This is a genomic window from Nostoc sp. KVJ20 (assembly GCF_001712795.1).
In the GTDB taxonomy this organism is placed as follows: Bacteria; Cyanobacteriota; Cyanobacteriia; order Cyanobacteriales; family Nostocaceae; genus Nostoc.
In genome coordinates this window covers 35,787-58,048 of the sequence record NZ_KV757608.1, presented here as the reverse complement: position 1 = coordinate 58,048, position 22,262 = coordinate 35,787, and the positions used below count along the sequence as shown (strand labels likewise).

Below are 22,262 nucleotides of genomic sequence, written 5' to 3'. Positions count from 1 at the left end.
TTGTATGAAACCACCCTGCTTTTTAAGGGGGGCTAGGGGGGATCAAGAGGTGCTGAAAATCACAGCTAACCACTTTTCAAACAACCTCTCAGGATGAAAATTATAAGCCATTACTTACTCCTAGAACGTAGCTCTCGCAATACTTGTTCACCAGGAATTAAAGTAACTTCGCCTTGTTCAACAGCTTGAAATCTTTTCTCTGCTTCTTCTGCCCAAATAGCATCTATTTCTGCTTGATTTTCAGCATCCAGACTTTTAAATAAATGTTCAGCAAGCATTGCTCTTAACCCTGGAGGTAAGGACAATGCAGTATTGAAAATGTCGTCATAAGTATTAACCATAGTTTTTTCCAGATTTAAGAGCAAGTCATCTTGATTTTAGTTTAAGTTAATTTTTCTCGATTACGAATTGGTATGCAGAAAAATTGCGTAGACGCGTAGCGGTTTGTCATTTGATATCGCTTGGCATAGACCCAGATAATCTTGATTAATCGCTTACTAGTACATCTCCATCGCTCAAAGAATCCAGACAGAGAACAATCAGGATTAATCAGGCTGTGTTGTTGGTAAATTTTACTTATTTTTTGTGTTTTCAGCTAAATACTCAAAACTGCTAACTCAGCACTTACTACTTTAGCCGCCAAATTTTGATGGTATTGTCAAAACTACCACTGGCAAGGGTTTTACCATCTGGGCTAAAAGCGAGGGAACTAACCGGGGTAGAATGCCCTGTGAGAGTGTGGATTAGCTCTCCTGTTGCTAGATTCCACAGTTTGATCGTTTTGTCCCAACTACCACTGACAAGGGTTTTGCCATCTGGGCTGATGGCGACGGAATTAACTTCGTTAGAATGCCCTGTAAGGGTGCGGATTAGCTCTCCTGTTGCCAGATTCCACAGTTTGATGGTGTTGTCATAACTACCACTGGCAAGGGTTTTGCCATCTGGGCTGATGGCGACGGACTTAACATCGTTAGAATGCCCTGTGAGGGTGCGGATTTGCTCTCCTGTTGCTAGATTCCACAGTTTGATGGTGTTGTCAAAACTACCACTGGCAAGGGTGTTGCCATCTGGGCTGAAGGCGACGGACTTAACTTCGTCAGAATGCCCTTTGAGGGTGCGAATTTGCTCTCCTGTTGCCAGATTCCACAGTTTGATGCTTCCATCAACACTACCACTGGCAAGGGTGTTGCCATCTGGGCTGAAGGCGACGGAACGAACCACGTTAGAATGCCCTTTGATGGTGTGGATTTGCTCTCCGGTTGGGAGATTCCACAGTTCAATGGAGCTGTTGGGCCAAACAACACTAGCAAGAGTGTTGCCATCTGGGCTGATGGCCACGGAATTAACCAAAAAGGAATGTCCTGTGAGGGTGCGGATTTGCTCTCCGGTCGCCAGATTCCACAGTTTGATCGTATAACCACGATCACCACTGACAAGGGTGTTGCCATCTGGGCTGATGGCGACGGAAAGAACCTCGTCAGAATTTCCTGTGAGGGTTTTCTGTAAGAAAACATCGCTATCTTTGCTAGTGATTACAGATATCGGATTAGTCGGAAACAAGCCATAGCGAAAATAACCATATATTTGAGTTCCAACTATTGAAATAGCAGCACCTACCAAGAATCTTGTTCTCCAATTAGTATTTTGTCTAGATGCGTTTTGTAGCGATACTTTTGGCTTTACTGGTGCTGGTGATGTTCCAGTTTGAGGCTGATGGGGTAATGTAGCAGGGAATGATGATGATGATTGATTTACACCTACTGCCTGAGTTGAGTGTACTGGTGAAAGTGATGGTAACAGTGAACTAAAATCCTGTAAAGCTTCTTCAGCAGATTGGTAACGTTGCTGATAATCTTTTTGCAGTAACTTATCAAGAATCTTCTCCAATTCGCTGCTTTGTGGTTGTTGCAAATGCTCCCGCCAAGAAGAAACCCACCCATAACCTTGTTGTTCCCACATTATCCAAGGGTGAATTCCACTCAGTAAGTGAAAGCAAGTTGCACCAACACTATATAAATCACTTGCTGGATAAGCTTTACCATCCTGTATTTGTTCTAATGGCGCATAACCTGGGGAACCAATTCTTGTTACTGGGTTAGTGATAACTGTCATGGTGAGTTGCTTGGAAATCCCAAAATCTATCAAGACTAACTTGCCGTCAGTGCTGCGACGAATGATATTTTCTGGTTTGATATCGCGGTGAATAACTTTGTGCTGATGAACCGTTTTCAGGATATTTAATAAATCAAGCAAAACTTCCCAGATTTTTTCTGCGTTGAAAGTTCCCTGTTGTTTTAATTCAGCTAATAAATTCTGCCCGTTGATAAACTGCTGCACTAAATACAGATTATTTTCTTCTTCAAAGTACGCCAACAGCGTGGTAATCTGCGGATCTTCTCCTAGTTGTTGCAGTCGCCTTGCTTCTTGCTCAAATAGTTTTGTGGCTTTGTTTTTTGCCGCAGTTCCCTGTACTCGCGGCGCAAATTGCTTGATAACACAATATTCATTCAGCTTGTCTAAATCTTCTGCTAAATAGGTTTTACCAAATCCCCCGCCACCTAATGTTTTTATCGGACGATAACGGTTTCTCAACACCACCAATCCTGTGCCGCAGTTACAGCAAAACATTGTGCCATCAGGATTGGGCGGATTGTGGCAAGCTGGATTTAGGCAGCAGATCATAACTGTGCAATCTATAAGCAAATGTATTTATTATCGCTTAAGCACGACCTACTTCTGGTAGAAACTGTCAAGACTGTCATTGACAAGGGTTTTGCTATCTCGGCTATATAGCGGTTATCAGTTGAGTGTAATACAGACCTAACCCCCAGCCCCTTCCCTACAAGGGAAGAGGAGTAAAATTCAAAGCCTCTCTCCTTTTAGGAGAGAGGTTTGGAGAGAGGTCAAAGTGTATTGCATCAAAATGAGAACCGCTATATTTGGTTTTGTTGATTTCTAGCCAGTTGCAGAGCGGGAAATTAACTCTGTTGAGCGCTGTATCAATGATGTAGAGCTATTCTACAGCACTCATTTGACAACTGGCATAGCTGGGACATCAGAAGCGGAAAGTTTTACCTTATCCCTCTTACAACTTCTTCACTGTCCCTTTGTGTTGATATCTCCATTAAAACTGCAACTCGAAGTCATGAAATGCCAAATTGCCAAAATTGCTGAGGGCGGTATTTCATCCCCATATTCTTTTCCTGGAACAGCAAATCTTTGCCCAAGATTTTTCACTACACAGCACTCATCACTCTAATAGACCCTTGTACCAACGTTAACTAAGCTGTGATACCTGAAGTTACAGAGATGTCACAGAAGGCTCTTGCACGCTATCGTTAACAGTTTTTGGTTCTACAAAAGCTTCTCGACCTGTAATCAATCTAGAGCGACGATTACGAGTGATATAATTCCACGCCCACTGAAATACTACTAGTAATTTGGTGTCAAACTCGATTAAGAAGTAGATGTGGACTAGTAGCCAAAATGCCCAAGCAAGGAAACCTGTGAGTTTGATTAAGCCTAAATCTACAACAGCTAAATTTTGCCCAATCATCGCCAAACTACCCACATCGTTGTAATGAAATTGTGGCAAAGTCTTACCTTGAAGCCGTCGTTGAATTAGTTTACCTACATACTCTCCTTGTTGTTTAGCTACGGGTGCAACACCAGGTAAAGGTTTAGCATCTTGATGGGAGAAGTTGGCTAAATCTCCAATTACGAAAATGTTGTCATAACCCTCGATAGACAAGTCAGGTTCTACAATTACACGCCCAGAGTAATCGCGCTCTACACCTGTAGTTTCTGCTAAGACTTTCCCCATTGGCGAACCTTGAACACCTGCTGCCCACAAGATAGTTTTTGAGGCAATTTCTGTAAATTCATTGTCTTGCTTGAAAGTAACAATATCACCTTCAATATTTGTCACCCTGGTGTGAGTGTGGAGTTCTATACCCAACTTTTGCAAAGATACTGCTGCTGATGCCGATAACTCTGGCGCCATGTGTGGGAGGATGCGAGGGCCACCTTGTAATAGTAAAATTCTCGTTTCTGAGGTGTCGATGCTGCGGAAATCTTCTTTGAGAGTTTTGTATGCCAACTCTGCGATCGCACCCGCTAATTCTACACCAGTCGGGCCACCCCCCACAATCACAAAACTCAACCAAGCACGGCGTTTTTCAGGATCAGTTTCTTTTTCTGCTGCTTCAAATGCGCCAAATATCCGGCGACGCATTTCTATCGCATCTTCTACAGTTTTCAAACCAGGAGCAACTTCTTCCCAATGATCCTTACCAAAATAGGAATGGTTCGCACCTGTGGCAACAATTAAAGTATCATAAGGTACTACTTCATCACCCAAAATAACTTGTTGTGCTTTTGGATCAATCTCACTTACTTCTCCCAACAACACCTTTGTATTCTTGCTTTTGCTGAATACAGATCGCAATGGTGCAGAGATATCAGAAGGTGATAATGTACCTGTGGCAACTTGATATAAAAGCGGCTGAAATAGGTGAAAGTTGCGTTTATCAATGAGAGTAACATTTACATTCGCTGCATTCAGACCCTTTGCTGCATACAGTCCACCAAAACCGCCACCAACGATTACAACTTGATGTGGTGCATTCTTATTAATTCCAACTGCCATAAGAAATATGCCCTTGTGTTAAGAAGCTGTAACTATTCTTAACAAAGATGTAACAGCATTATGATGTAGGTTGCTGTTTATTTAGAACAATTGAAGAAATACTAAAAGTAGTCAAAGTTAGTTCTTAGTCCTCAGTTTTGGATTGTCCTCAGAAAGGATTTGGCACACATCGCTAATTTGGTAGGTACATTTGCCCATTCTATAATTTGCTGCACAAGGAAAAACCCTGTTGTTTTACTTGAATGATTCAGTAATCAAATCGGATTCCTATATTTGCACTCATTGAAATGCTTTCTTTCAACACATCTATATAATAAGATATTCACTATGAGCGATAACTATATTTTGAAACGTATACATACATACAGACAGCAAATCCTAAAAGAAAATAAAGAAACCTGTCTTTCGCCTATCCAAATAATAAGATACTAATAGTAATAGGAGATACAGAATATTGATTTGTAGTCTAATCTAACTCTTATTTGAGTGCATCTGAGTACAGCTTAATATATTGCAAAATATCTTGATAAAATCTTAGCAAAAGCTTACGGGTAAAGTTTCTTGTAGCGTGAACAGAAATTCTTAAACCCTGCCCCAAAAATACTAGTACCCCCATTGTTAAACACTAGTGCCCCTACCCCAAGACAAATTTTAAGTTTATCTTGAGTCGGGGTTTTAGCGTTTGAGTACAACCTTAATCAATCCAATAAATCCAATCAGCATTGAGTTTTGTATCGAGTTGGATGTCACCTGATATAAGCATAAAAATAGCAGATGACTCTTTTACCAGATAGACATTACCGATGCAACAGTCTTTAGACAGTATTAGCAATCCCCCAAGTACCAAAACGCAGGATTCTGCCCATACATCCATGCTGAAAAATCTCCTCTCTGGCGTTTTTTTTGAGCCATTATTGAGTGATTTTCGCATTATTTTTGAGCGCGATCCAGCCGCACGGAATTGGCTAGAAGTGGTGTTTTGCTACCCTGGATTGCACGCGCTATGTTTGCATCGTCTTGCTCACTGGTTACATGGTCGAGGAGTCGGTTTTATCCCCCGTTTAATTTCTCATTTGGGGCGATTTTTGACGGGAATTGAAATTCACCCAGGTGCAGAGATTGGTCAAGGCGTGTTTATCGACCACGGAATGGGTGTAGTCATTGGCGAAACTGCGATCGTCGGCGACTATACACTGATTTATCAGGGCGTCACCCTTGGCGGAACTGGTAAAGAAACTGGTAAGCGTCATCCCACAGTCGGCAAAAATGCAGTGATTGGGGCGGGTGCGAAAGTTTTGGGTAATCTGCAAATTGGCGATCGCGTCCGTATTGGTGCAGGTTCCATTGTCTTGCAAAATGTCCCCAGCGACTCCACAGTTGTGGGAATCCCCGGCCGAATTATTTCTCGCAACGAAAGCGGCGTCAGCCTTTCTCCCTTAGAACATGGAAAGCTACCCGATGTGGAAGCAACCGTGATTCGTTCTTTGCTCTCGCGCATCGAAGAACTCGAAAAACAACTGCAAACTTTAAAAGTCAAGAGTCATTAGTCATTAGCAAAGGACAAAGGACAACAGACAAATGACAACAGACAAAAGACAAATGACAAAGGACAAATATGACAAATCACGTTTTGCAGATTCCTTTGAGCGATCGCTGGCGAATCTATCACCGATTGCAAGAGTTAAAAATTAATTGCTCTTGTCCCCCTGATGGTTCTTTACGGGTGCAAGTGAACAATTTGCTCGAAGTAATTCTAATTCGTAGTACAGTTATGCAACTTCTTGCTTCTCGTCACGAATTATTAGAATGGCTAGAGCGTTGCTGGCGTTACAGTGATGAGTCATGATTATTTCAAAAAGACCTAATTCAGAGATGATTAATCTTGAATTCATGACGCAAATACTGGACTTTATCCTTTTTGTCCATAGATGCACAAAGCTCAAATAGGTTTAGAGTTTGAAGCTACTGTCCGCTAGCAGAATTTGTTGCAGACTGAGATGGATTAGATGGGGTTTAGATTTTGTTGGGTCTACTAAATCTGAAATTCCCCTGACATATAGCAACAATTAGAAAGGCGAAATTCTCAAATATAAATTGGGATTTCTGATTTTTAATTTTTTCCCAAATTAAGAAATTGAAAGTTCAATCAATTATGGCGATTCGGAACAGAGATATAAAACTACTCAATTTTTTGCACAATGAACTTGAACTTTCAAATGCCGATATTGCTGTAGCTCTGCGACACCGTGAATTAGAAAATGGCCCACTACCGATGCTCCTCTGGCAGTATGGTTTCGTTGATTTGGAGCAGCTAGGAAAAATATTTGATTGGCTAGCAGACCACAGTTAGCTAGTTTTAACCCCTTAGCTTTAAGTAGCATTATCTGCCTAAATTACACCCAAATGCACTAGAAAAGATGAGGTTACGAAGATGATTACATCCTTAATTGCTGGATTTTGTGTATTACTTTGTTCGGGATTTGCTAATAGTTATATTAGCTCATTGCTACTCGAAGACATTTCAACTGACATCGGTAAAAACGATTAGTAATTTATACATTGATTTAGTTCCTTGCCATACAGATGTGATGCTAATAATGGGGCAATAATTAAGGATCATGTATCCTACATTATGAATTGTGATATTTTTAGCATTTACCATCACGAGGGATTGTAGAGGGAAAGGATATTAAGAATACTTCCAAGAGAGGGATATTTGCAATGAATCAAATCATAATTAATGACACTACACTACGTGATGGTGAACAAGCAGCAGGTGTTGCTTTTACCCTAGAAGAAAAAGTAGCGATCGCTAAATTTCTCGATGCTATTGGTATACCGGAATTAGAAGTGGGTATACCGGCAATGGGCGACGAAGAAACCCGTGCGATCGCTGCAATTTCTGACTTGGGTTTACAAGCAAAACTCTTGGGCTGGAACCGCGCTGTCATCTCAGATATCAAGGCTTCCATCGCCTGTGGTCTGAACAGGGTGCATATTGCCATTCCCGTCTCTGGTATCCAAATTGCCACTAAATTTCATGGTCAGTGGCGAGTAAGTTTGCAAAAACTCAAAGACTCAATCCACTTCGCCCTCGATCAAGGTCTTTGGGTAGCAGTTGGTGGAGAAGATTCTTCCAGGGCTGATGAAAACTTCCTCTTAGATGTAGCACTTTATGCCCAAGAATGGGGTGCATCCCGCTTCCGCTTCTGCGACACCGTGGGAGTTCTCGACCCCTTCACCACCTACACTAAAGTCCAAAGGCTGGTTTCCGCGTTGACGATTCCCCTAGAAATCCACACGCATAATGATTTTGGTCTAGCAACTGCCAATGCTCTTGCAGGTATCAAAGCCGGAGCCTCATCAGTGAATACCACAGTCAACGGATTGGGTGAAAGGGCAGGGAATGCAGCATTAGAAGAAGTTGTCATGGCGATTAAACGCATCTACGGCGTTGATTTGGGCATTGACACACCGAGCTTGCTGGAACTGTCTCAACTAGTTGCAGCCGCATCAGGAGCCGATGTACCACCTTGGAAAGCGATCGTTGGCGAAAACACTTTTGCTCACGAATCAGGCATCCATGCTCACGGGGTATTGCAAAATCCCATTACCTACGAACCATTTGCTCCTGAAGAAGTGGGTTGGGAACGGCGTTTAGTAGTAGGTAAACATTCTGGACGGCATTTAGTTGCTAACTTGCTAGAACAGCATGGAATTTTCTTGAACTCTCAAGAAACCCAATCTGTTTTAGATGCAGTACGCCATAAATCGGTACAGAAAAAACGCAGTTTGACGACAGAAGAACTGTTGAATTTGGTCAGAGAACAGAGGTACTCTCATGCAACGCGATGAATTAGAACTAAACTTGCCACCCGCTTTTGAAATTGGTGAAAAAGTCAGAGTTCGTAAACTGCTAAAAAACGATGGTACCTTTCCTGGTAAGGAAGTCGGCCAAGTTTTAGTGAACAAGGGAGATATCGGTTACATAGCGAGTATAGGCACATATTTGCAGACTTCCTATATATATGCTGTGCATTTCTTAGAGACAGGGTTTGTCGTCGGCTGCAAGAAAAAAGAACTAGAATCGGTTGAGGAATCTCATGAAAGTAATGCTACGGATGAATGATGCCGGCACTTTAGTAGTTTACGTTGCTAAAAAAGACCTGGAAGAAGAAGTCGTCAAACAAACCGATGGAAATGATGGCAAGATTCTCACCCTAGCAAATGGTTGGGAATTAGAATTTCGTGAATTGCCAGACACAGCAAATTTACCTCAAACAGTAGAAGCTAAACGCCTAGCTTAAAAAAACGGGGAGTGGGAATTTTAGATTTTAGATTTTGGATTTTGGATTAAATTTCAATCTAAAATCTAAAATTGAATTGACCCATTCCCAATGCCCAATGCCCAATTCCCAATAACTTTTTATCAATCATGGGTAACAAGTATTTGACGTTATCAGAATTGAACCTTGAGGGACAGTTACTAGGTTTTGTTGGTGGTGAACCAGGAAAATATAAATACTTACAATTGGCGGTTCCATCTGGAGATGTGGAAATTAAACTGCCTAAAGAGTTGCGGCGGTTACTAAGTTCATCCTTAGTTCCTGGTCAGCAACTTCGCATTTGTGGTCATAGTAAAGTAGACTCGCGCACAAGTAAAATTAAAATCAAAGCCTATCGAGTGACACCAATTGATGCGTGTCCAAAACAAGATTTACCACCTCAACCCAAAGCGAGGATTATGGTATGTCAAAAAGGTGGTTGCCTGAAACGTGGTGGTAAAGGGTTATTATCAGAATTAGAAAAAACTTTGTGCGATCGCGGTTTGTTAGACAAAGTTACTATTGAACATACTAGTTGCCAAAAATGCTGTGGCAGCGCTCCCAACTGTGTTTTACAGCTTGGTAAAAAGAAATACAAAAATATTCATCCTGATGCGATCGCATCTTTGCTAGAAAGTCACTTAACTCAATATTAGTAAACTTCTCTAGCGATTCTTAAAATAATACACAACTTTGTAGGGGTAAAATTTTACCCCTATTTGTTGCAAGTATCGTGTAGTAATCTTGTCAAACTGCGATCGGCTAAGTTATAACTGCTGCAACGTTAGTAATACTGGATACAAACATAACTTATAAAAATTTTCAGTAGCCTTGTTCCATCAGCACTACAAGCTTAATTATTGTGTATTTTTTTTGGAATTACCTTAAATACTTAAAAATAAATGTCTTTGTTTACAAATTTACTCAATCTGCATTCAGGAAACAAACCGCGTGAAGATTTTTTTACTGAGATTGCCGCTTATTTTTTGTCCCTGAATAATGATATTTTAATTGATTGGCTAAAACATCACTCAATCATTAGTGATGATAATTATTCCAACATCAAGATTTCAACTCAACAAGAACATCCAGCACTAGCAAGCCATACTGAGGATAGTAGACTTGATATTGTTGTTGAATTATCAAATGGTTTAAGCACAGATGTAATATTTATTGAATCAAAAATTGGCGCAAAGGATGGAAATAATGCTTTAAAAAAATATGCTGATATTTTGAGTAATTTACCAAATGTCAGACATCGAATTTTAATTTACATCACGCGTGATTATGATCCAAAAGAAGATATCAAAACTCCAGCATTTAATTTAGAGCCAAAAATAACTTTTTTTCAATTGAGATGGCATCAGTTTTATGCCCACTTAGCACAACACTCAACTGATATCTTAGCCCAAGAAATATTAATGTTCATGAGGATAAATGGAATGTCTACCACTAATCAATTTTCATCGCTTGACTTATTGACAATGGTGAATTACAACAAAACTCTCAATCTAATGGAATCAACTCTCGGTGAAGAAGTACAACGCGAATTCAAGCTAGCTTTTGGAGGTGTTATCAACGGTGCAGCAAGTAGGACTCAATGGAAATGGTCTAGTAGATATATTATTTATACTAAGTTTTCAGGTAATAATTTATGGTGTGGTCTTGGATACTTTAATTTAAATCCAGATAATTTTACGGAATATCCATATCTAGGTATATGTTTAGAGGTTTCTTCTAATTTTGGAGAACGCCCAAAAATTATTAAATCCATGCAGAAAGTAATTAACGATAAACCCAATATATGGACTCCTGTTGATTTAACCATTTTACCAGCATGGTCAGCTATATTTTATCGAAAAAGTCTACAAGAATTTTTATCTGAAAAAGACCAGATATCTGCCATTAAATTATTTTTCCAAGAGTCAATAAAGGAGTTAAAAACGGTTCAAGAACAATATTTTGACTTTCCCTGGAAGGGTATAAGTATAGAAACAGTTACAGAACCTGATAAAAAAGAAGACCCAAATACCTCATCATTCTCTACCGCAGAAGTTTAATCAGTTACAGCTATATTAAGATAAAAATAACTCTGCATTCTCGTAGTTGTTATGAGCCTTACCACTGCTAAACGCTTTACTATAGCTGAATATCACCGTCTAGCTGAACTCGGCTTCTTTGAAGAGAATGACCGAGTTGAGCTAATTAAGGGTGAAATAATCCAGATGGCAGCAAAAGGTACACCGCACTCTGTTTGTAGCACCCGCTTATATCGGGAGTTGTTCAAGCTGGTTCTAGAAGAGGCGATTCTTCGAGGACAAGAACCAATCATTATACCTGATAACAGCGAACCAGAACCCGATCTAGTCATTGTGCGAAATCGTCCTGATGACTATTTAGAAGCTCATCCTAGCCCATCTGATGTATTGTTGGTAATTGAAATTTCTAATTCTACTTTGAAATATGACCAAGATGTAAAATTATCTGTTTATGCAGAAGCTGGTATTTCCGACTATTGGATATTTAATTTAGTAGATAACCATCTAGAATCTTACAGCGAACCTTATAAAGATTTACAGGGTAAATATGGTTATCGCCGCAAGTTAATTTTTCTGCAAAATGAATCAGTTAATTTGCCATATTTTCCTGATTTAGTTCTGGATTTATCTAAAGTATTTCCAGGTTAATATATGAGAAGTTATGTCTAATGACAAGCCACTGTGGATATACGGGTATAGCTTCTATCTGCTGGAGACTTCCCAAGGATTAATAATAGAAATACCACACCCTTCAAAGTCAGAGAAATTGCGTGTTGTTATGGTTGCTGCATGAGTGTGACAAATAGCTGCAATCTGAGCATCGGCTTGGGAAATAGGATTACCATTGTGTCTTCTTTGAGACGCAATATTAGCAAAAGCTACAGCAGCAGCTTGATCAAAAGGAAGAACACGCCCAGCAAAATCTTCTGAGAACATCAGATGTGCTGCTTGACTAAGTTCATCTCGCCGTTTTCCCGCAGGGAGTAAGGCGATACCGTAGAGAATTTCTGCTTGAGTGATTGTTGTGGTAAACAGACTCATTAACGATTGTTGAGCAGCCCAACTACGAACTATTTCAGATTTTTTAGGCTTCATTAATTCTGATAAAAGTTTGTATCAAGAATAATCATTCTTCAAATGTTGATACGGTGCGAATAGGTTCTCTAGGAATTTCCGGTAATTCAAAGTTCTCCAAATTCGCAAAACGTTCCTCAAGTATATTAGCTAAGTTTAAGGAATGTTCCTGATTTTCTGTTAGAGCCATACGAATAATTTCTCTGGCTTCTTCTTCAAGGGAACGACCATGTTTTTCGGCTCGTTTTTGTAGACGATACTTGATGTCATCATCAAGGTTAAATATAGTAATATTGTTCACAATTAACTCCTAATCTTATTTTTCAAATCAATCCTTCCAGCGCGTGTTGCAAATCGTTTGTCACATCAGCAACAGCTTGTCTAGCACCTAACCGATTTTCCTTATAAGCTGGGTAACGCTCAGAAATTGATATGGGTTCACCCACAGTTATTTTAACTTTTTGCTTACCCAATTGCGGACGCTGTGCAGATTTATTTCCTTTGATTTTAGCAATCATTTGCCATAAAATTAAAGTCGTCTCAGCAAACCTTTCTACCGTTGGATTTTCACGAATATAATTACCAGAAACAGCCACGAAACTTTCTACTAAACGCATGTGCCACATCCGGGCATTGGCTTCTTCGGCAACGCGATCGCCTAAAGCTTTTTCAACCGCAGATACTCCTTTTACATCCTTAAATTCTTCTCTAAATATATAATTCCAACCTGCTTGTTCTACTCGCCGACAACGGTCACTCAAACTACCTTTTGACTGTAAATTAAAATACTGCTCAGATATTAACAACGCTGCATTCAACAAAGCTTGTAGACGAACTGCTAACGCTTCGTTTCTATCGGGAATTTGCCCGTTGACAATCTTCGCATCTGGCAGTTTTTGATGATAAAACCGGGTGTAAAATTCTTCCATTAGCAAAAGTAAATGTTCTGCTAAAGCCAACAACCGGGGATAAAGCGACTCTATAGAAGCATTTTCTGCTGAATTTACAGGTAAACCACTAGCCGCTTCCAATTCACTTAAAAGATTCGCGATCGCACCCCAAGGAGCGTCAACGTAACTATATTTAATCCCAACTGGTACAATTAGAACCTGTTCGGGGCGTTCAGCTTTGTGCAAATCTTCAGCACACCAAAAGCCTAATTGGGCAATACCAGGTTCTAGAGGGCTAATATTCTCCGATAAACCATTGGTTGCACCCTCTGGCGCAGCAGCCATTGGGAATTTACCATTGGCAAACAAGTCACGCGCCGAACGTAACCCCGTCCAGTCAGCCTTACCTCGCTGAATCGGAGTACCACCTAAATGAGAAGCAATCCAGCCAACGTGGGAACCTGCCCAGAGAGGAATGCCGCGATCGTAGATAAAATGAGCGTGAATGGGATGTTGTAGTGTTGTACCTTGCGATCGCGCTACCTTTGGTACAAGTTGAGACAACAAGTAGGCTAAACAAAACGGATCGTCTGTTTTCGGATGGCGAAATGCCAGCATAAAACGGATCTTACCCTCCTGAAACTGGCGATAGAGATCCACCAGTACCTCTACGTTGTCTGCTTCAATTTGGGTAATAGATGTTTGCCAGTTTATCCAACTGGGTAGCAACAGATGGACGAATCGTAGAAATAAGGGGTTAAACGCCGGAGGAATAAATTCTAAGGGTGCTTGTGCTTGATAAATTACATCTGCCAAGGTAGTTTCTCCTAAAGATGCCGTGATTTCTTTTAAGCTATCTTAGCTGCTGTAAGATACCCTGACGATTGAAATTGCAGTCACATACGACAAAAAATGAAGCGTACCTACGCAGACTTATAGAGTATTTTTTACTGCGATGTAAAGTATGGGCAGATAATGGAGATTTAGCAGCACTTGCAAATCTTAATAACACGATAGACTCAAGCTAAATCCTGGTAATACATTTTCACCCGATAATTGTGTCGGCAGATTTCGCACTTCCGCATCTTGGTTTTGGCGATAAATTTCCACTTGCTGCTGTTGGGGATTTATCAACCACGCCAATTGCACCCCTGCACCTATATATTCGTGCATTTTAGAACGCAACATTTCCAAATCATCTGTTGCTGACCTTAATTCAATGACAAAATCGGGTGCAATGGGGGGAAATTTCCGTCTTTGTTCAGGTGTAAGTGCTTGCCAACGTTCTCGTTGAATCCAAGCGGCATCTGGGGAACGGTCAGCACCATTAGGTAATTTGAATATAGTAGAAGAACTGAAAGTATAACCCAGGCTAGTTTGCCGATTCCAGATTCCCAGATCGATAATTAAATCTGCTTCTCGATTGCCGCTTTCACCTCCAACGGGGGACATGATGATTAATTCTCCCTTGGCAGTGCGTTCAAATTTCAATTCGCGGTTATTTTGACATAAGTGATAAAATTGTTCGTCACTAAAGTGAACGGTGTCTAGTTTTAATGTCAAAGGACTCATAACCTAGACCTAAATTAGTTGGAAAGATTATATCACAATACAGTTCAGAATGAGCAACAAAACACTTGTAGAGACGGCGATTTATCGCGTCTCGAAAACCCAAAATTGTTGTCAGTAGCCTTTAACTGAACCGTATTGGTTTATAAACAAATTAAAGATTCTAGAAAGGGAGTAAACGATGCGACTTTCACAAATGTTATTTGTTACACTGCGGGATGATCCAGCTGATGCTGAGATTCCCAGTCATAAATTATTACTCCGTGCAGGTTACATTCGTCGCATCGGTAGTGGGATCTATGCTTATCTCCCGCTGATGTGGCGGGTACTGCAAAAAGTTTCCCAGATTGTGCGGGAAGAAATGAACGCTACAGGCGCACAAGAATGTCTTTTGCCGCAATTACAACCAGCCGATTTATGGAAGGAATCGGGACGTTGGGATACTTACACCAAAGCCGAGGGGATCATGTTTTCCCTAATTGACCGCCGTGAGCAACAATTAGGATTAGGCCCAACTCATGAAGAAGTAATCACAGCGATCGCTCGTGATATGATTCGCTCTTATCGCCAGCTACCGTTACATCTCTACCAAATTCAAACCAAGTTCCGCGATGAAATTCGTCCCCGCTTTGGTTTGATGCGCGGACGAGAATTTATCATGAAGGACGGCTACTCTTTCCATACCGATGAAGCCAGCCTCAAAGAAACTTACCAGGATATGTATAAAGCCTACAGCAATATGCTGCGGCGTTCCGGTTTGGCTTTTCGGGCAGTGGAAGCTGATTCTGGTGCAATTGGCGGTTCTGGTTCCACAGAATTTATGATTTTGGCGGAAGCTGGCGAAGACGAAGTTCTCTACACTGAGGATGGTAAATACGCCGCTAACGTAGAAAAGGCTGTTTCTTTACCAATTGACGCTGAAACCTCACGGTTTACAACTTACGAAAAACGGGATACACCTGGAACAGAGACGATTGAAAAGGTCTGTCAACTCCTCAACTGTTCTCCGACTCAATTGGTGAAAAACGTCCTTTATCAAACCGTTTATGATAATGGTGTAACAGTGTTAGTTCTGGTAAGCATCCGAGGCGATCAGGAAGTTAATGAAGTCAAATTGCAAAATGAATTGACTAAATTAGCTTCTGAGTATGGTGCTAAAACTATTATTAGTTTGAATGTACCAAATGTAGAAGCCCAGCAAGCATGGACAGCTAAATCTCTACCTTTAGGCTACATTGCCCCAGACATCGCAGACGAGTATATTGCCGCCAACAAACAGATCCATCCCAAGTTTTTGCGCTTGGTAGATCAAACAGCTGTTGATTTAAAAAACTTTGTGACAGGGGCGAATGAAGTTGGTTATCACGTAGTTGGTGCTAATTGGGGTCAGCAATATAAGTTACCAGAACGAGTAGTAGATATTCGTAAGGCAAGATCAGGCGATCGCGCCATCCATAACCCAGACCAAACCTTACAAAGTGCCCGTGGAATTGAAGCAGGTCACATCTTCCAATTAGGCACTAAATATTCCCAAGCGATGGGAGCAACTTATACCAATGAACAGGGTGAAGAAAAGCCGTTATTTATGGGTTGTTTTGGTGTAGGCGTGTCGCGGTTAGCGCAAGCTGCCGTAGAGCAATCTTACGATAAAGATGGGATTATTTGGCCAGTTGCGATCGCACCTTATCACGCGATCATCACAATTCCCAACATTAAGGATGCTCAACAAATCGAAATCGCTCAAAAACTTTACACAGAACTCAATTCCAGGGGAATTGAAACCCTACTCGATGACCGCGACGAACGGGCAGGAGTGAAATTCAAAGATGCTGATTTAATTGGCATACCTTATAGAATTGTAACCGGGCGGGCGATCGCCAATGGCAAAGTTGAAGTTGTAGAAAGAGCAACCCGCAAATCTCAAGAAATTGTCATTGAGGAAGTTACAACAACCCTCCAACAGTGGATTACGGAAGCAATAGGACATAGGGCATAGGATATGAGGCATGGAGAAGAGACAAGGAATAGAGGGGGAGTAAATTCTCTCTTTTCCTCTTTGTCTCCCCCATCTCCCTCATCTCCCCACTCCCCAAAATTTACATAATTTGGCAGGTGACGGACTAGAAGTAAAAATTCTAGAATTGAATTAAAGACTTGCGGAGTTAAGCGGAGTTAAAAGGCATAAAATCTCCTCCAAGTTGCGGGAAACTCTCTACTCGTAAGTATCGTCCTTAACCAGGCTGCTCCTCACATAACTACCATATCAGCCCTCAGTCAGGAAGGTTTTGAACATGAAAGACCAACAAGGATCTAATCGTATTTCTTCAGGCGTAATTGCAGCCGTCTCAGCGGTGGTTGTAGCGGTGGGTGGCGGTGTAGCTTGGTTTAGTACTCAATCCAGCAATACTCCTACACCGTCAAACCCCTCTGGGCGAATCGCTCAACCAGCACAGCCATCAACTAGGCAGCCAGCTAACGAGCAAACCCCTAATGTTTATTGGCTCAGATCAAATGACAAAAATATTGCTTTGGTTCCCCAACCTGTGAAAGTAGCTTCTATAAGACAAAATCAGCCTTTAGAATCAGCTTTTCAAAGTTTGTTAGCAGGTCCAACAGAAGGAACAGATTCTACAACCATCCCCAAAGGAACCAAGCTGTTGGGGTTGAAGACAGAAAATGATGAAGTTCACGTTAATTTATCTGAAGATTTTACCAGCGGTGGTGGTAGCACCTCAATGATGGGTCGCGTGGGACAAGTTGTTTACACTGCGACAAGTTTAAATCCCAAAGCCAAGGTATACATTGACGTAAACGGCAAACCGTTAGATGTTTTAGGCGGTGAGGGTGTAGAGTTACAACAACCACTAACTCGTGAAAGCTTTCAGAAAAATTATCCGCTTTAAAAAAGTTAGGAGTTACAAGTTAGGAGTGAGGAGTTTTAACTCATAACTCATAACTCATAACTCATAACTCATAACTCTCTTAGAATTACCGTTTGCTATTTAACACACGAAAATTACGGGCTTGCTCCTCTAACCTTGTGGCGAGGCGATCGCAAACCCGGTTACACAACTCAAAAATCATTTGATCTTCCACCCGGTAATAGGCGCAAGTTCCTTCACTGCGGCGGCTAAGGATACCTGCTTGCCACATTACCTTCAGGTGTTTTGACACATTTGCCTGAGAAGTCTGTGTTGCCTCTACCAACTCTTGCACGCATTTTTCTTCATCCCGTAATAAGTGGAGCAGCCGCAGGCGCATTGGCTCACTTAACAGACTGAAGTATTCAGCTACTTGTTGCACCACTTCGGGTGGTAAAGGCAACGTTTGTTTCATCAGGATTAACCCGCAAAGACTGAAAGTTTTAACAATTACTCACTTGATATATACATTAATACTTAATCAGGGTTAATTCGCATCAAAGGTTGGCCATATTCTACGGCGTCACCATTTTGGAGAAGAATTTCCATTACTTGTCCAGAGACTTCGGCTTCAATTTCATTCATCAGCTTCATGGCCTCAATGATACAGACTGTTTGACCTTTGCGGACGCGATCGCCCACTTCCACAAATGCCGCTTCCCCAGGTGCGGGAGCGCGATAAAACGTTCCCACCATTGGGGAAGGCACTTCTACTAATCTCTGGTCAATGGTTGAGGGAGGATTTACTGACAACTGCAATTGTGTGCTAGTACCAGTATTTTCAAACACGCGAGATGTGGACACCTCCGTTACTTGACTGGCGTTCAACTGGTTTCCCCCAGATGAACCCGATGTCGAGCCAGAACCTACCACACTGCCTAAAGTCCCTTGACCCACCGACAACATCTGATTGCTGAGGCTCACAGCCTTACGGACTGTTAGTTCAAAATCATCGCTTTTGAGCGTGACTTCTGCAATATCTGTTTGTGCGATAGTTGCCAGTAATTGGCGAATTTCATTAAAGTCCAATGGCACAGTTTTTATTACCTCGACCTATCCGTAAATGAGCATCTTAAGTGTGGCAGGGATTTAATCCCTATATAGGGATTTCAATCGGGACTTGCATCTCTACAGAGATGAAAGTTATTCCCTGCTGATATATTTATCTTCCTGAGTGTCAACTTTGATGCGTTCCCCTTGAGAAATAAACAAAGGAACCATCACAATTGCACCAGTTTCCAGAGTTGCTGGTTTTGAGCCACCTGTGGCAGTATCACCTTTTAAGCCTGGATCTGTTTGTACAATTTCCAGAACCACAGACTTAGGCAATTCTACTCCTAGAACCTGCTCACCCCATTTAATAACTTCAGCTTCCATACCTTCCTTAAGGTACTTGACGCGATCGCCAATTTGTTCACGGGTCAATCTGCCTTCTTCGTAGGTTTCCATATCCATAAAGACGAACTCATCGCCCTCTTTATAGGTATGCTGCATCGTACTTTTTTCTAGGGTGGCTTGCGGCACTGTTTCCCCCGCGCGGAACGTTTTTTCCATAACGCTCCCACTCTGGACATTTTTTAGCTTAGTTCGTACAAAGGCAGAACCTTTACCTGGCTTGACGTGTAGGAATTCAAGCACTCGCCATACAGACCCATCCAATACAATTGAAACACCGGGTCGAAAGTCGTTACTGGAGATCATGAAACTTTCAAATTTTTGAAGACAATCGGCATTTATTGTACCCTTCTAGGGTCGTCATTGGGCATTTGTCATTAGTTAGTTGTCATTTGTCATTAGTCATTTGTCATTTATCCTCCGCCCTTAACGTGGGAAGATTATTTATGGGTTACGTCCAGTCAACAATTTAATGCTGCATTTGAGTTATCCCATGCTTAACTTATTAAAATCCTGGCTGAAGAACAGCCTAATGGCAATACTGCTGGTAACAATATTTTTAGGCATAACTACAGCTGGGTGGACTCCCTCCAGTAGCGCCGCACTGCCATCTGGCAATGCAATTACCGACGGTAAGGCTTTGTTGCGGTATGCACTCCCGATAGATAACAAACCTGTGCGGCAACTACAAGCCAGTTTAGAGGATATCTCTGCCCAACTGCGGGCGAATCGACGTTGGGGTGCTATTTCCAAAGACATTAGCCAAGCATCCCGCATTCTCGATAAACCTTCCCAAATCTTAACAAGCGTTCCCGAAGAACGCCAACCCCAAGCCGAAGCTTGGATTGCCGAGTTGAAATCTGGGGTGGGTAAGTTACAAGAATTGGCGAACAGCAAAGATAAAGAACAAATTCTGCAAGAGAGAACTAAACTGCTAAATCTCGTTACTTTGCTAGAAGAGTCAATGGTGAAACAATTCCCCTTTGAAGTGCCTACTGAGTACAGCAACCTGCCGCAACTTAAAGGTCGTGCCACTATAGAATTGAAAACTAACAAAGGCGATTTAACCTTTGTAGTAGACGGTTATAGCGCCCCTGTTACTGCTGGTAATTTTGTAGATTTGGTACAGAGGGGTTTTTATAATGGCTTAGAATTTACTCGTTCTGAAGAATCTTACTTTCTCCAAACTGGAGATCCTGCTGGAAAAGACGTAGGTTTCATTGACCCAAAAACGGGCAAATATCGTGCCATACCCTTAGAAGTCTTGGTTGAGGGCGATAAAGAACCTACTTATGGCATTACTCTAGAAGAAGCTGGTCGTTACGTTGATATGCCAGTTCTGCCTTTTTCTGCCTTTGGTGCAGTGGTAATGGCTCGTCCCGAAAGTGAAGTAAATGGTGGTTCATCACAATTTTTCTTCTTTCTGTTTGAACCAGAACTCACCCCCGCCGGACGCAACCTATTAGATGGTCGTTATGCCGTTTTTGGCTATCTCACCGAAGGCAAAGAAGTTTTGGATAAACTGAAGGCTGGTGACAAAATTGAATCGGCAACCGTGGTTAAAGGAATAGAAAATCTGGTTGAGCCGCAAGCTGCATAAGAAGAAATCAGGAGAAGAATAATTCTTGTACAGACGCGATTAATCGCGTCTCTCCTGATTCAGATTCCCGGCGGTGAATATTTGATCAACTATGATCCTTAACTCTGGAAAAATTTGTGATACTATTTGCTGGCTATCTGTAAAAACTGTTTCTTCGTAAAATCCATCTTCCAGTAGTAACACCGAAACTTTTGCTTTCAGTGGGTCTACAATCCAATATTCAGGAACCTCTAAGACCGCATATTCCGAGCGTTTATAACGATAGTCCCGTTTCACCGACTCAGGACTAACCACTTCGACAACTAGTAACGGGGGTGACTCAAATACTGCTGAGACATTTAATAATTCTCTGGCTTGCTCCAGTGTCACAACACACAAATCAGTCAACCTAGATTTATTTCTACCCGTTCTCACCCCACTTTCCCGAAAACACAGCCAAGTAAAGTTACAACGTTTGATTTCTGCATCTAGTAATTGCTCAAGAAATTTGGCAATCAGGAAATGTTCAATAGTAGGTGGATTCATTAGTTCTAGCTTCCCATCCACCAGTTCATAATGAAAATCGCTACCATCATCATAAGTTAAGTACTCCTCAAACGTAATGCTGGTTACTGGTGTTTTTACCATTCCAACTGACTCCTAGACGATACCCTTATCTTAAACAGTAAAGTAAATCATCAGTTTTCTTCGTAATTTTGCAACACGGAAAACCGATTGTGAACAGTGAGTTATCTTCTCAACAAGTAAAAGAGATTGGCGAACAAGGCCTTTTAGAAAGATTACAGCGCTTTTGTCCACCAGAAATTATCGGCGATGATGCCGCAGTACTTGAGACTGCACCAGGACAATCTTTGGTAGTGACTACAGATGTACTCGTTGATGGTGTGCATTTTAGTAACCTCACCACTTCCCCAGAAGATGCAGGTTGGCGAGCTGCTGCTGCCAATTTATCAGATTTAGCAGCAATGGGCGCTTCCCCACTGGGAATCACTGTCGGGTTAGGACTACCCAGTGAACTTAGGGTTAGTTGGGTAGAACGCTTGTATCAGGGAATGACAGAATGCCTGCAAAAATACAATACTCCAATTGTCGGGGGTGATGTCGTGCGATCGCCTGTAACTACCCTGGCAATTACTGCTTTTGGTCAAGTTAACCCCAGTCAAATTATCCGCCGTTCTGCTGCCGTTATTGGAAATGCGATCGTCGTTACAGGCGTTCATGGAGCCTCCCACGCTGGCTTAGAACTCCTCTTGCATCCCGAATTAGCACAAGACCTCAATGACGTGGAAAAGACGGCTTTAATCCACGCACACCAACGCCCACAGCCACGATTAGATATCTTACCAATCCTCTGGAAAATTTTAGCATTTCAATGCCCCATGCCCCATGCCCATTGCCCCATGCCCATTGCTGGTATGGATAGCAGCGATGGTTTGGCAGATGCGATTATCCAAATCTGCCGCGCCAGTTGTGTTGGCGCTGTCCTAGAACGCAGACAAATTCCCGTACCAAAAACTTTTAACCATTGGTTGCCACCAGAGCAAGCGCTAAAATATGCTCTATACGGTGGCGAAGACTTTGAATTAGTACTGTGCTTACCACAAGAATTAGCATCAGCCTTAGTGCAACATCTTGGAGAAGGTGCTGCGATCGTAGGTAAGATTACAGCCGGATCAAGAGTACTATTACACGACGAACAAAAAAAATTCCCTGACCAAGTTCTAAATCTTAGTCAGGGATATCAACATTTTCGTCAATAGTCCTACTCCTGCGGGTACTCCGCTGGAGAACTCGTAGAGTA

Annotated in this window: 23 protein-coding genes and 1 pseudogene; 13 read left to right on the top strand and 11 right to left on the bottom strand. The window is 41.7% G+C overall.

The genetic code is table 11. The features are described 5' to 3' along the window. Positions 1 to 110: 110 nt before the first annotated feature. The 3 genes from A4S05_RS14040 to A4S05_RS14030 form a co-directional block, all read right to left on the bottom strand. Positions 111 to 341: an addiction module protein gene (locus A4S05_RS14040; protein ID WP_069070448.1), complete on the bottom strand. Its 231-nt coding sequence runs from the start codon at positions 339 to 341 to the stop codon at positions 111 to 113. Between the two features lie 286 nt (positions 342 to 627). Further along, a complete protein-coding gene (locus tag A4S05_RS14035; RefSeq protein WP_069070447.1) occupies positions 628 to 2,682 on the bottom strand; it encodes a protein kinase domain-containing protein in 2,055 nt (684 codons plus the stop codon). Between the two features lie 619 nt (positions 2,683 to 3,301). Next, a complete protein-coding gene (locus A4S05_RS14030) occupies positions 3,302 to 4,648 on the bottom strand; it encodes an NAD(P)/FAD-dependent oxidoreductase (protein WP_069070446.1) in 1,347 nt (448 codons plus the stop codon). Positions 4,649 to 5,451: 803 nt separating this feature from the next. Here A4S05_RS14030 and cysE point away from each other — a divergent pair. The 9 genes from cysE (at position 5,452) to A4S05_RS13985 (ending at position 11,660) form a co-directional block, all read left to right on the top strand. After that, positions 5,452 to 6,195, top strand: a complete 744-nt coding sequence (gene cysE, locus A4S05_RS14025; RefSeq protein ID WP_069070445.1) for a serine O-acetyltransferase — start codon at positions 5,452 to 5,454, stop codon at positions 6,193 to 6,195. A gap of 68 nt (positions 6,196 to 6,263) precedes the next feature. Beyond that, positions 6,264 to 6,494: an Asr1405/Asl0597 family protein gene (locus A4S05_RS14020; RefSeq protein WP_069070444.1), complete on the top strand. Its 231-nt coding sequence runs from the start codon at positions 6,264 to 6,266 to the stop codon at positions 6,492 to 6,494. A gap of 306 nt (positions 6,495 to 6,800) precedes the next feature. Then, positions 6,801 to 6,998, top strand: coding sequence for a DUF2949 domain-containing protein (locus A4S05_RS14015; protein WP_069070443.1), 198 nt, complete (start codon positions 6,801 to 6,803; stop codon positions 6,996 to 6,998). 371 nt (positions 6,999 to 7,369) lie between these two features. Further along, the gene (gene nifV, locus A4S05_RS14010; protein ID WP_069070442.1) at positions 7,370 to 8,503 is read left to right on the top strand and encodes a homocitrate synthase; all 1,134 of its coding nucleotides are present in this window, start codon (positions 7,370 to 7,372) and stop codon (positions 8,501 to 8,503) included. After that, entirely contained in the window at positions 8,490 to 8,777 is a 288-nt protein-coding gene (locus A4S05_RS14005) for a nitrogen fixation protein NifZ (RefSeq protein WP_069070441.1), read from the top strand. Before nifV ends, A4S05_RS14005 begins: the two co-directional genes overlap by 14 nt. Continuing rightward, on the top strand, positions 8,752 to 8,955 hold the full coding sequence (nifT, locus tag A4S05_RS14000) for a putative nitrogen fixation protein NifT (protein WP_069070440.1): 204 nt from the start codon (positions 8,752 to 8,754) through the stop codon (positions 8,953 to 8,955). Before A4S05_RS14005 ends, nifT begins: the two co-directional genes overlap by 26 nt. 128 nt (positions 8,956 to 9,083) lie before the next feature. Further along, positions 9,084 to 9,629 (top strand): (2Fe-2S) ferredoxin domain-containing protein, encoded by a 546-nt coding sequence (locus A4S05_RS13995; RefSeq protein WP_069070439.1) that lies wholly within the window; start codon positions 9,084 to 9,086, stop codon positions 9,627 to 9,629. A 246-nt stretch (positions 9,630 to 9,875) separates the two neighbouring features. Then, positions 9,876 to 11,033, top strand: coding sequence for a PD-(D/E)XK nuclease family protein (locus tag A4S05_RS13990; protein WP_069070438.1), 1,158 nt, complete (start codon positions 9,876 to 9,878; stop codon positions 11,031 to 11,033). 51 nt (positions 11,034 to 11,084) lie between these two features. Continuing rightward, positions 11,085 to 11,660 (top strand): Uma2 family endonuclease, encoded by a 576-nt coding sequence (locus A4S05_RS13985; protein ID WP_069070437.1) that lies wholly within the window; start codon positions 11,085 to 11,087, stop codon positions 11,658 to 11,660. A gap of 54 nt (positions 11,661 to 11,714) precedes the next feature. On the opposite strand, the pseudogene A4S05_RS13980 reads toward A4S05_RS13985, so the two are convergent. The 4 genes and pseudogenes from A4S05_RS13980 to A4S05_RS13965 form a co-directional block, all read right to left on the bottom strand. After that, positions 11,715 to 12,142, bottom strand: a pseudogene (locus tag A4S05_RS13980) (type II toxin-antitoxin system VapC family toxin). Next, the gene (locus tag A4S05_RS13975) at positions 12,139 to 12,387 is read right to left on the bottom strand and encodes a FitA-like ribbon-helix-helix domain-containing protein (protein WP_069070435.1); all 249 of its coding nucleotides are present in this window, start codon (positions 12,385 to 12,387) and stop codon (positions 12,139 to 12,141) included. Before A4S05_RS13975 ends, A4S05_RS13980 begins: the two are co-directional and overlap by 4 nt. A 22-nt stretch (positions 12,388 to 12,409) precedes the next feature. Then, the gene (locus tag A4S05_RS13970) at positions 12,410 to 13,792 is read right to left on the bottom strand and encodes a lysophospholipid acyltransferase family protein (RefSeq protein ID WP_069070434.1); all 1,383 of its coding nucleotides are present in this window, start codon (positions 13,790 to 13,792) and stop codon (positions 12,410 to 12,412) included. Positions 13,793 to 13,978: 186 nt separating this feature from the next. After that, positions 13,979 to 14,548 carry a Uma2 family endonuclease gene (locus A4S05_RS13965; RefSeq protein WP_069070433.1) on the bottom strand — a complete coding sequence of 190 codons (570 nt, stop codon included), beginning with the start codon at positions 14,546 to 14,548 and terminating at the stop codon, positions 13,979 to 13,981. Positions 14,549 to 14,726: 178 nt separating this feature from the next. Here A4S05_RS13965 and A4S05_RS13960 point away from each other — a divergent pair, with 178 nt between their 5' ends. Both A4S05_RS13960 and A4S05_RS13955 read left to right on the top strand, forming a co-directional pair. Then, on the top strand, positions 14,727 to 16,541 hold the full coding sequence (locus tag A4S05_RS13960; RefSeq protein ID WP_069070432.1) for a proline--tRNA ligase: 1,815 nt from the start codon (positions 14,727 to 14,729) through the stop codon (positions 16,539 to 16,541). A 295-nt stretch (positions 16,542 to 16,836) separates the two neighbouring features. After that, on the top strand, positions 16,837 to 17,448 hold the full coding sequence (locus tag A4S05_RS13955; protein ID WP_069070431.1) for a GerMN domain-containing protein: 612 nt from the start codon (positions 16,837 to 16,839) through the stop codon (positions 17,446 to 17,448). An 85-nt stretch (positions 17,449 to 17,533) separates the two neighbouring features. Here the strand turns inward: A4S05_RS13955 and A4S05_RS13950 are convergent, their stop codons facing one another. From A4S05_RS13950 to efp, 3 genes are all read right to left on the bottom strand, one after another. Continuing rightward, the gene (locus A4S05_RS13950; RefSeq protein ID WP_069070430.1) at positions 17,534 to 17,881 is read right to left on the bottom strand and encodes an ArsR/SmtB family transcription factor; all 348 of its coding nucleotides are present in this window, start codon (positions 17,879 to 17,881) and stop codon (positions 17,534 to 17,536) included. Positions 17,882 to 17,943: 62 nt separating this feature from the next. Then, on the bottom strand, positions 17,944 to 18,501 hold the full coding sequence (gene accB / locus A4S05_RS13945) for an acetyl-CoA carboxylase biotin carboxyl carrier protein (protein ID WP_069070429.1): 558 nt from the start codon (positions 18,499 to 18,501) through the stop codon (positions 17,944 to 17,946). Between the two features lie 108 nt (positions 18,502 to 18,609). Next, positions 18,610 to 19,167 carry an elongation factor P gene (gene efp, locus A4S05_RS13940; RefSeq protein WP_069070428.1) on the bottom strand — a complete coding sequence of 186 codons (558 nt, stop codon included), beginning with the start codon at positions 19,165 to 19,167 and terminating at the stop codon, positions 18,610 to 18,612. Positions 19,168 to 19,354: 187 nt separating this feature from the next. Between efp and A4S05_RS13935 the strand changes: the two genes are divergently transcribed. Further along, the gene (locus A4S05_RS13935; RefSeq protein WP_069070451.1) at positions 19,355 to 20,461 is read left to right on the top strand and encodes a peptidylprolyl isomerase; all 1,107 of its coding nucleotides are present in this window, start codon (positions 19,355 to 19,357) and stop codon (positions 20,459 to 20,461) included. A 39-nt stretch (positions 20,462 to 20,500) separates the two neighbouring features. Here A4S05_RS13935 and A4S05_RS13930 read toward each other — a convergent pair whose 3' ends face one another. Further along, entirely contained in the window at positions 20,501 to 21,088 is a 588-nt protein-coding gene (locus A4S05_RS13930) for a Uma2 family endonuclease (protein ID WP_069070427.1), read from the bottom strand. Positions 21,089 to 21,177: 89 nt separating this feature from the next. Here A4S05_RS13930 and thiL point away from each other — a divergent pair, with 89 nt between their 5' ends. Continuing rightward, complete coding sequence (gene thiL / locus A4S05_RS13925) at positions 21,178 to 22,221, top strand: thiamine-phosphate kinase (protein ID WP_069070426.1); 1,044 nt, start codon at positions 21,178 to 21,180, stop codon at positions 22,219 to 22,221. Positions 22,222 to 22,262: the final 41 nt, after the last annotated feature.

Coding starts and splice junctions, on each gene's coding strand:
- A4S05_RS13965 (WP_069070433.1), bottom strand. CDS start 14,548: ATGAGTCCTTTGACATTAAAACTAGACACCGTTCACTTTAGTGACGAA.
- A4S05_RS13935 (WP_069070451.1), top strand. CDS start 19,355: ATGCTTAACTTATTAAAATCCTGGCTGAAGAACAGCCTAATGGCAATA.
- nifT (WP_069070440.1), top strand. CDS start 8,752: ATGAAAGTAATGCTACGGATGAATGATGCCGGCACTTTAGTAGTTTAC.
- A4S05_RS13985 (WP_069070437.1), top strand. CDS start 11,085: ATGAGCCTTACCACTGCTAAACGCTTTACTATAGCTGAATATCACCGT.
- A4S05_RS13960 (WP_069070432.1), top strand. CDS start 14,727: ATGCGACTTTCACAAATGTTATTTGTTACACTGCGGGATGATCCAGCT.
- A4S05_RS14015 (WP_069070443.1), top strand. CDS start 6,801: ATGGCGATTCGGAACAGAGATATAAAACTACTCAATTTTTTGCACAAT.
- A4S05_RS13930 (WP_069070427.1), bottom strand. CDS start 21,088: ATGGTAAAAACACCAGTAACCAGCATTACGTTTGAGGAGTACTTAACT.
- A4S05_RS14005 (WP_069070441.1), top strand. CDS start 8,490: ATGCAACGCGATGAATTAGAACTAAACTTGCCACCCGCTTTTGAAATT.
- A4S05_RS14035 (WP_069070447.1), bottom strand. CDS start 2,682: ATGATCTGCTGCCTAAATCCAGCTTGCCACAATCCGCCCAATCCTGAT.
- A4S05_RS13950 (WP_069070430.1), bottom strand. CDS start 17,881: ATGAAACAAACGTTGCCTTTACCACCCGAAGTGGTGCAACAAGTAGCT.
- A4S05_RS13990 (WP_069070438.1), top strand. CDS start 9,876: ATGTCTTTGTTTACAAATTTACTCAATCTGCATTCAGGAAACAAACCG.
- A4S05_RS13995 (WP_069070439.1), top strand. CDS start 9,084: ATGGGTAACAAGTATTTGACGTTATCAGAATTGAACCTTGAGGGACAG.
- cysE (WP_069070445.1), top strand. CDS start 5,452: ATGCAACAGTCTTTAGACAGTATTAGCAATCCCCCAAGTACCAAAACG.
- nifV (WP_069070442.1), top strand. CDS start 7,370: ATGAATCAAATCATAATTAATGACACTACACTACGTGATGGTGAACAA.
- A4S05_RS14020 (WP_069070444.1), top strand. CDS start 6,264: ATGACAAATCACGTTTTGCAGATTCCTTTGAGCGATCGCTGGCGAATC.
- A4S05_RS13955 (WP_069070431.1), top strand. CDS start 16,837: ATGAAAGACCAACAAGGATCTAATCGTATTTCTTCAGGCGTAATTGCA.
- A4S05_RS14040 (WP_069070448.1), bottom strand. CDS start 341: ATGGTTAATACTTATGACGACATTTTCAATACTGCATTGTCCTTACCT.
- A4S05_RS14030 (WP_069070446.1), bottom strand. CDS start 4,648: ATGGCAGTTGGAATTAATAAGAATGCACCACATCAAGTTGTAATCGTT.
- efp (WP_069070428.1), bottom strand. CDS start 19,167: ATGATCTCCAGTAACGACTTTCGACCCGGTGTTTCAATTGTATTGGAT.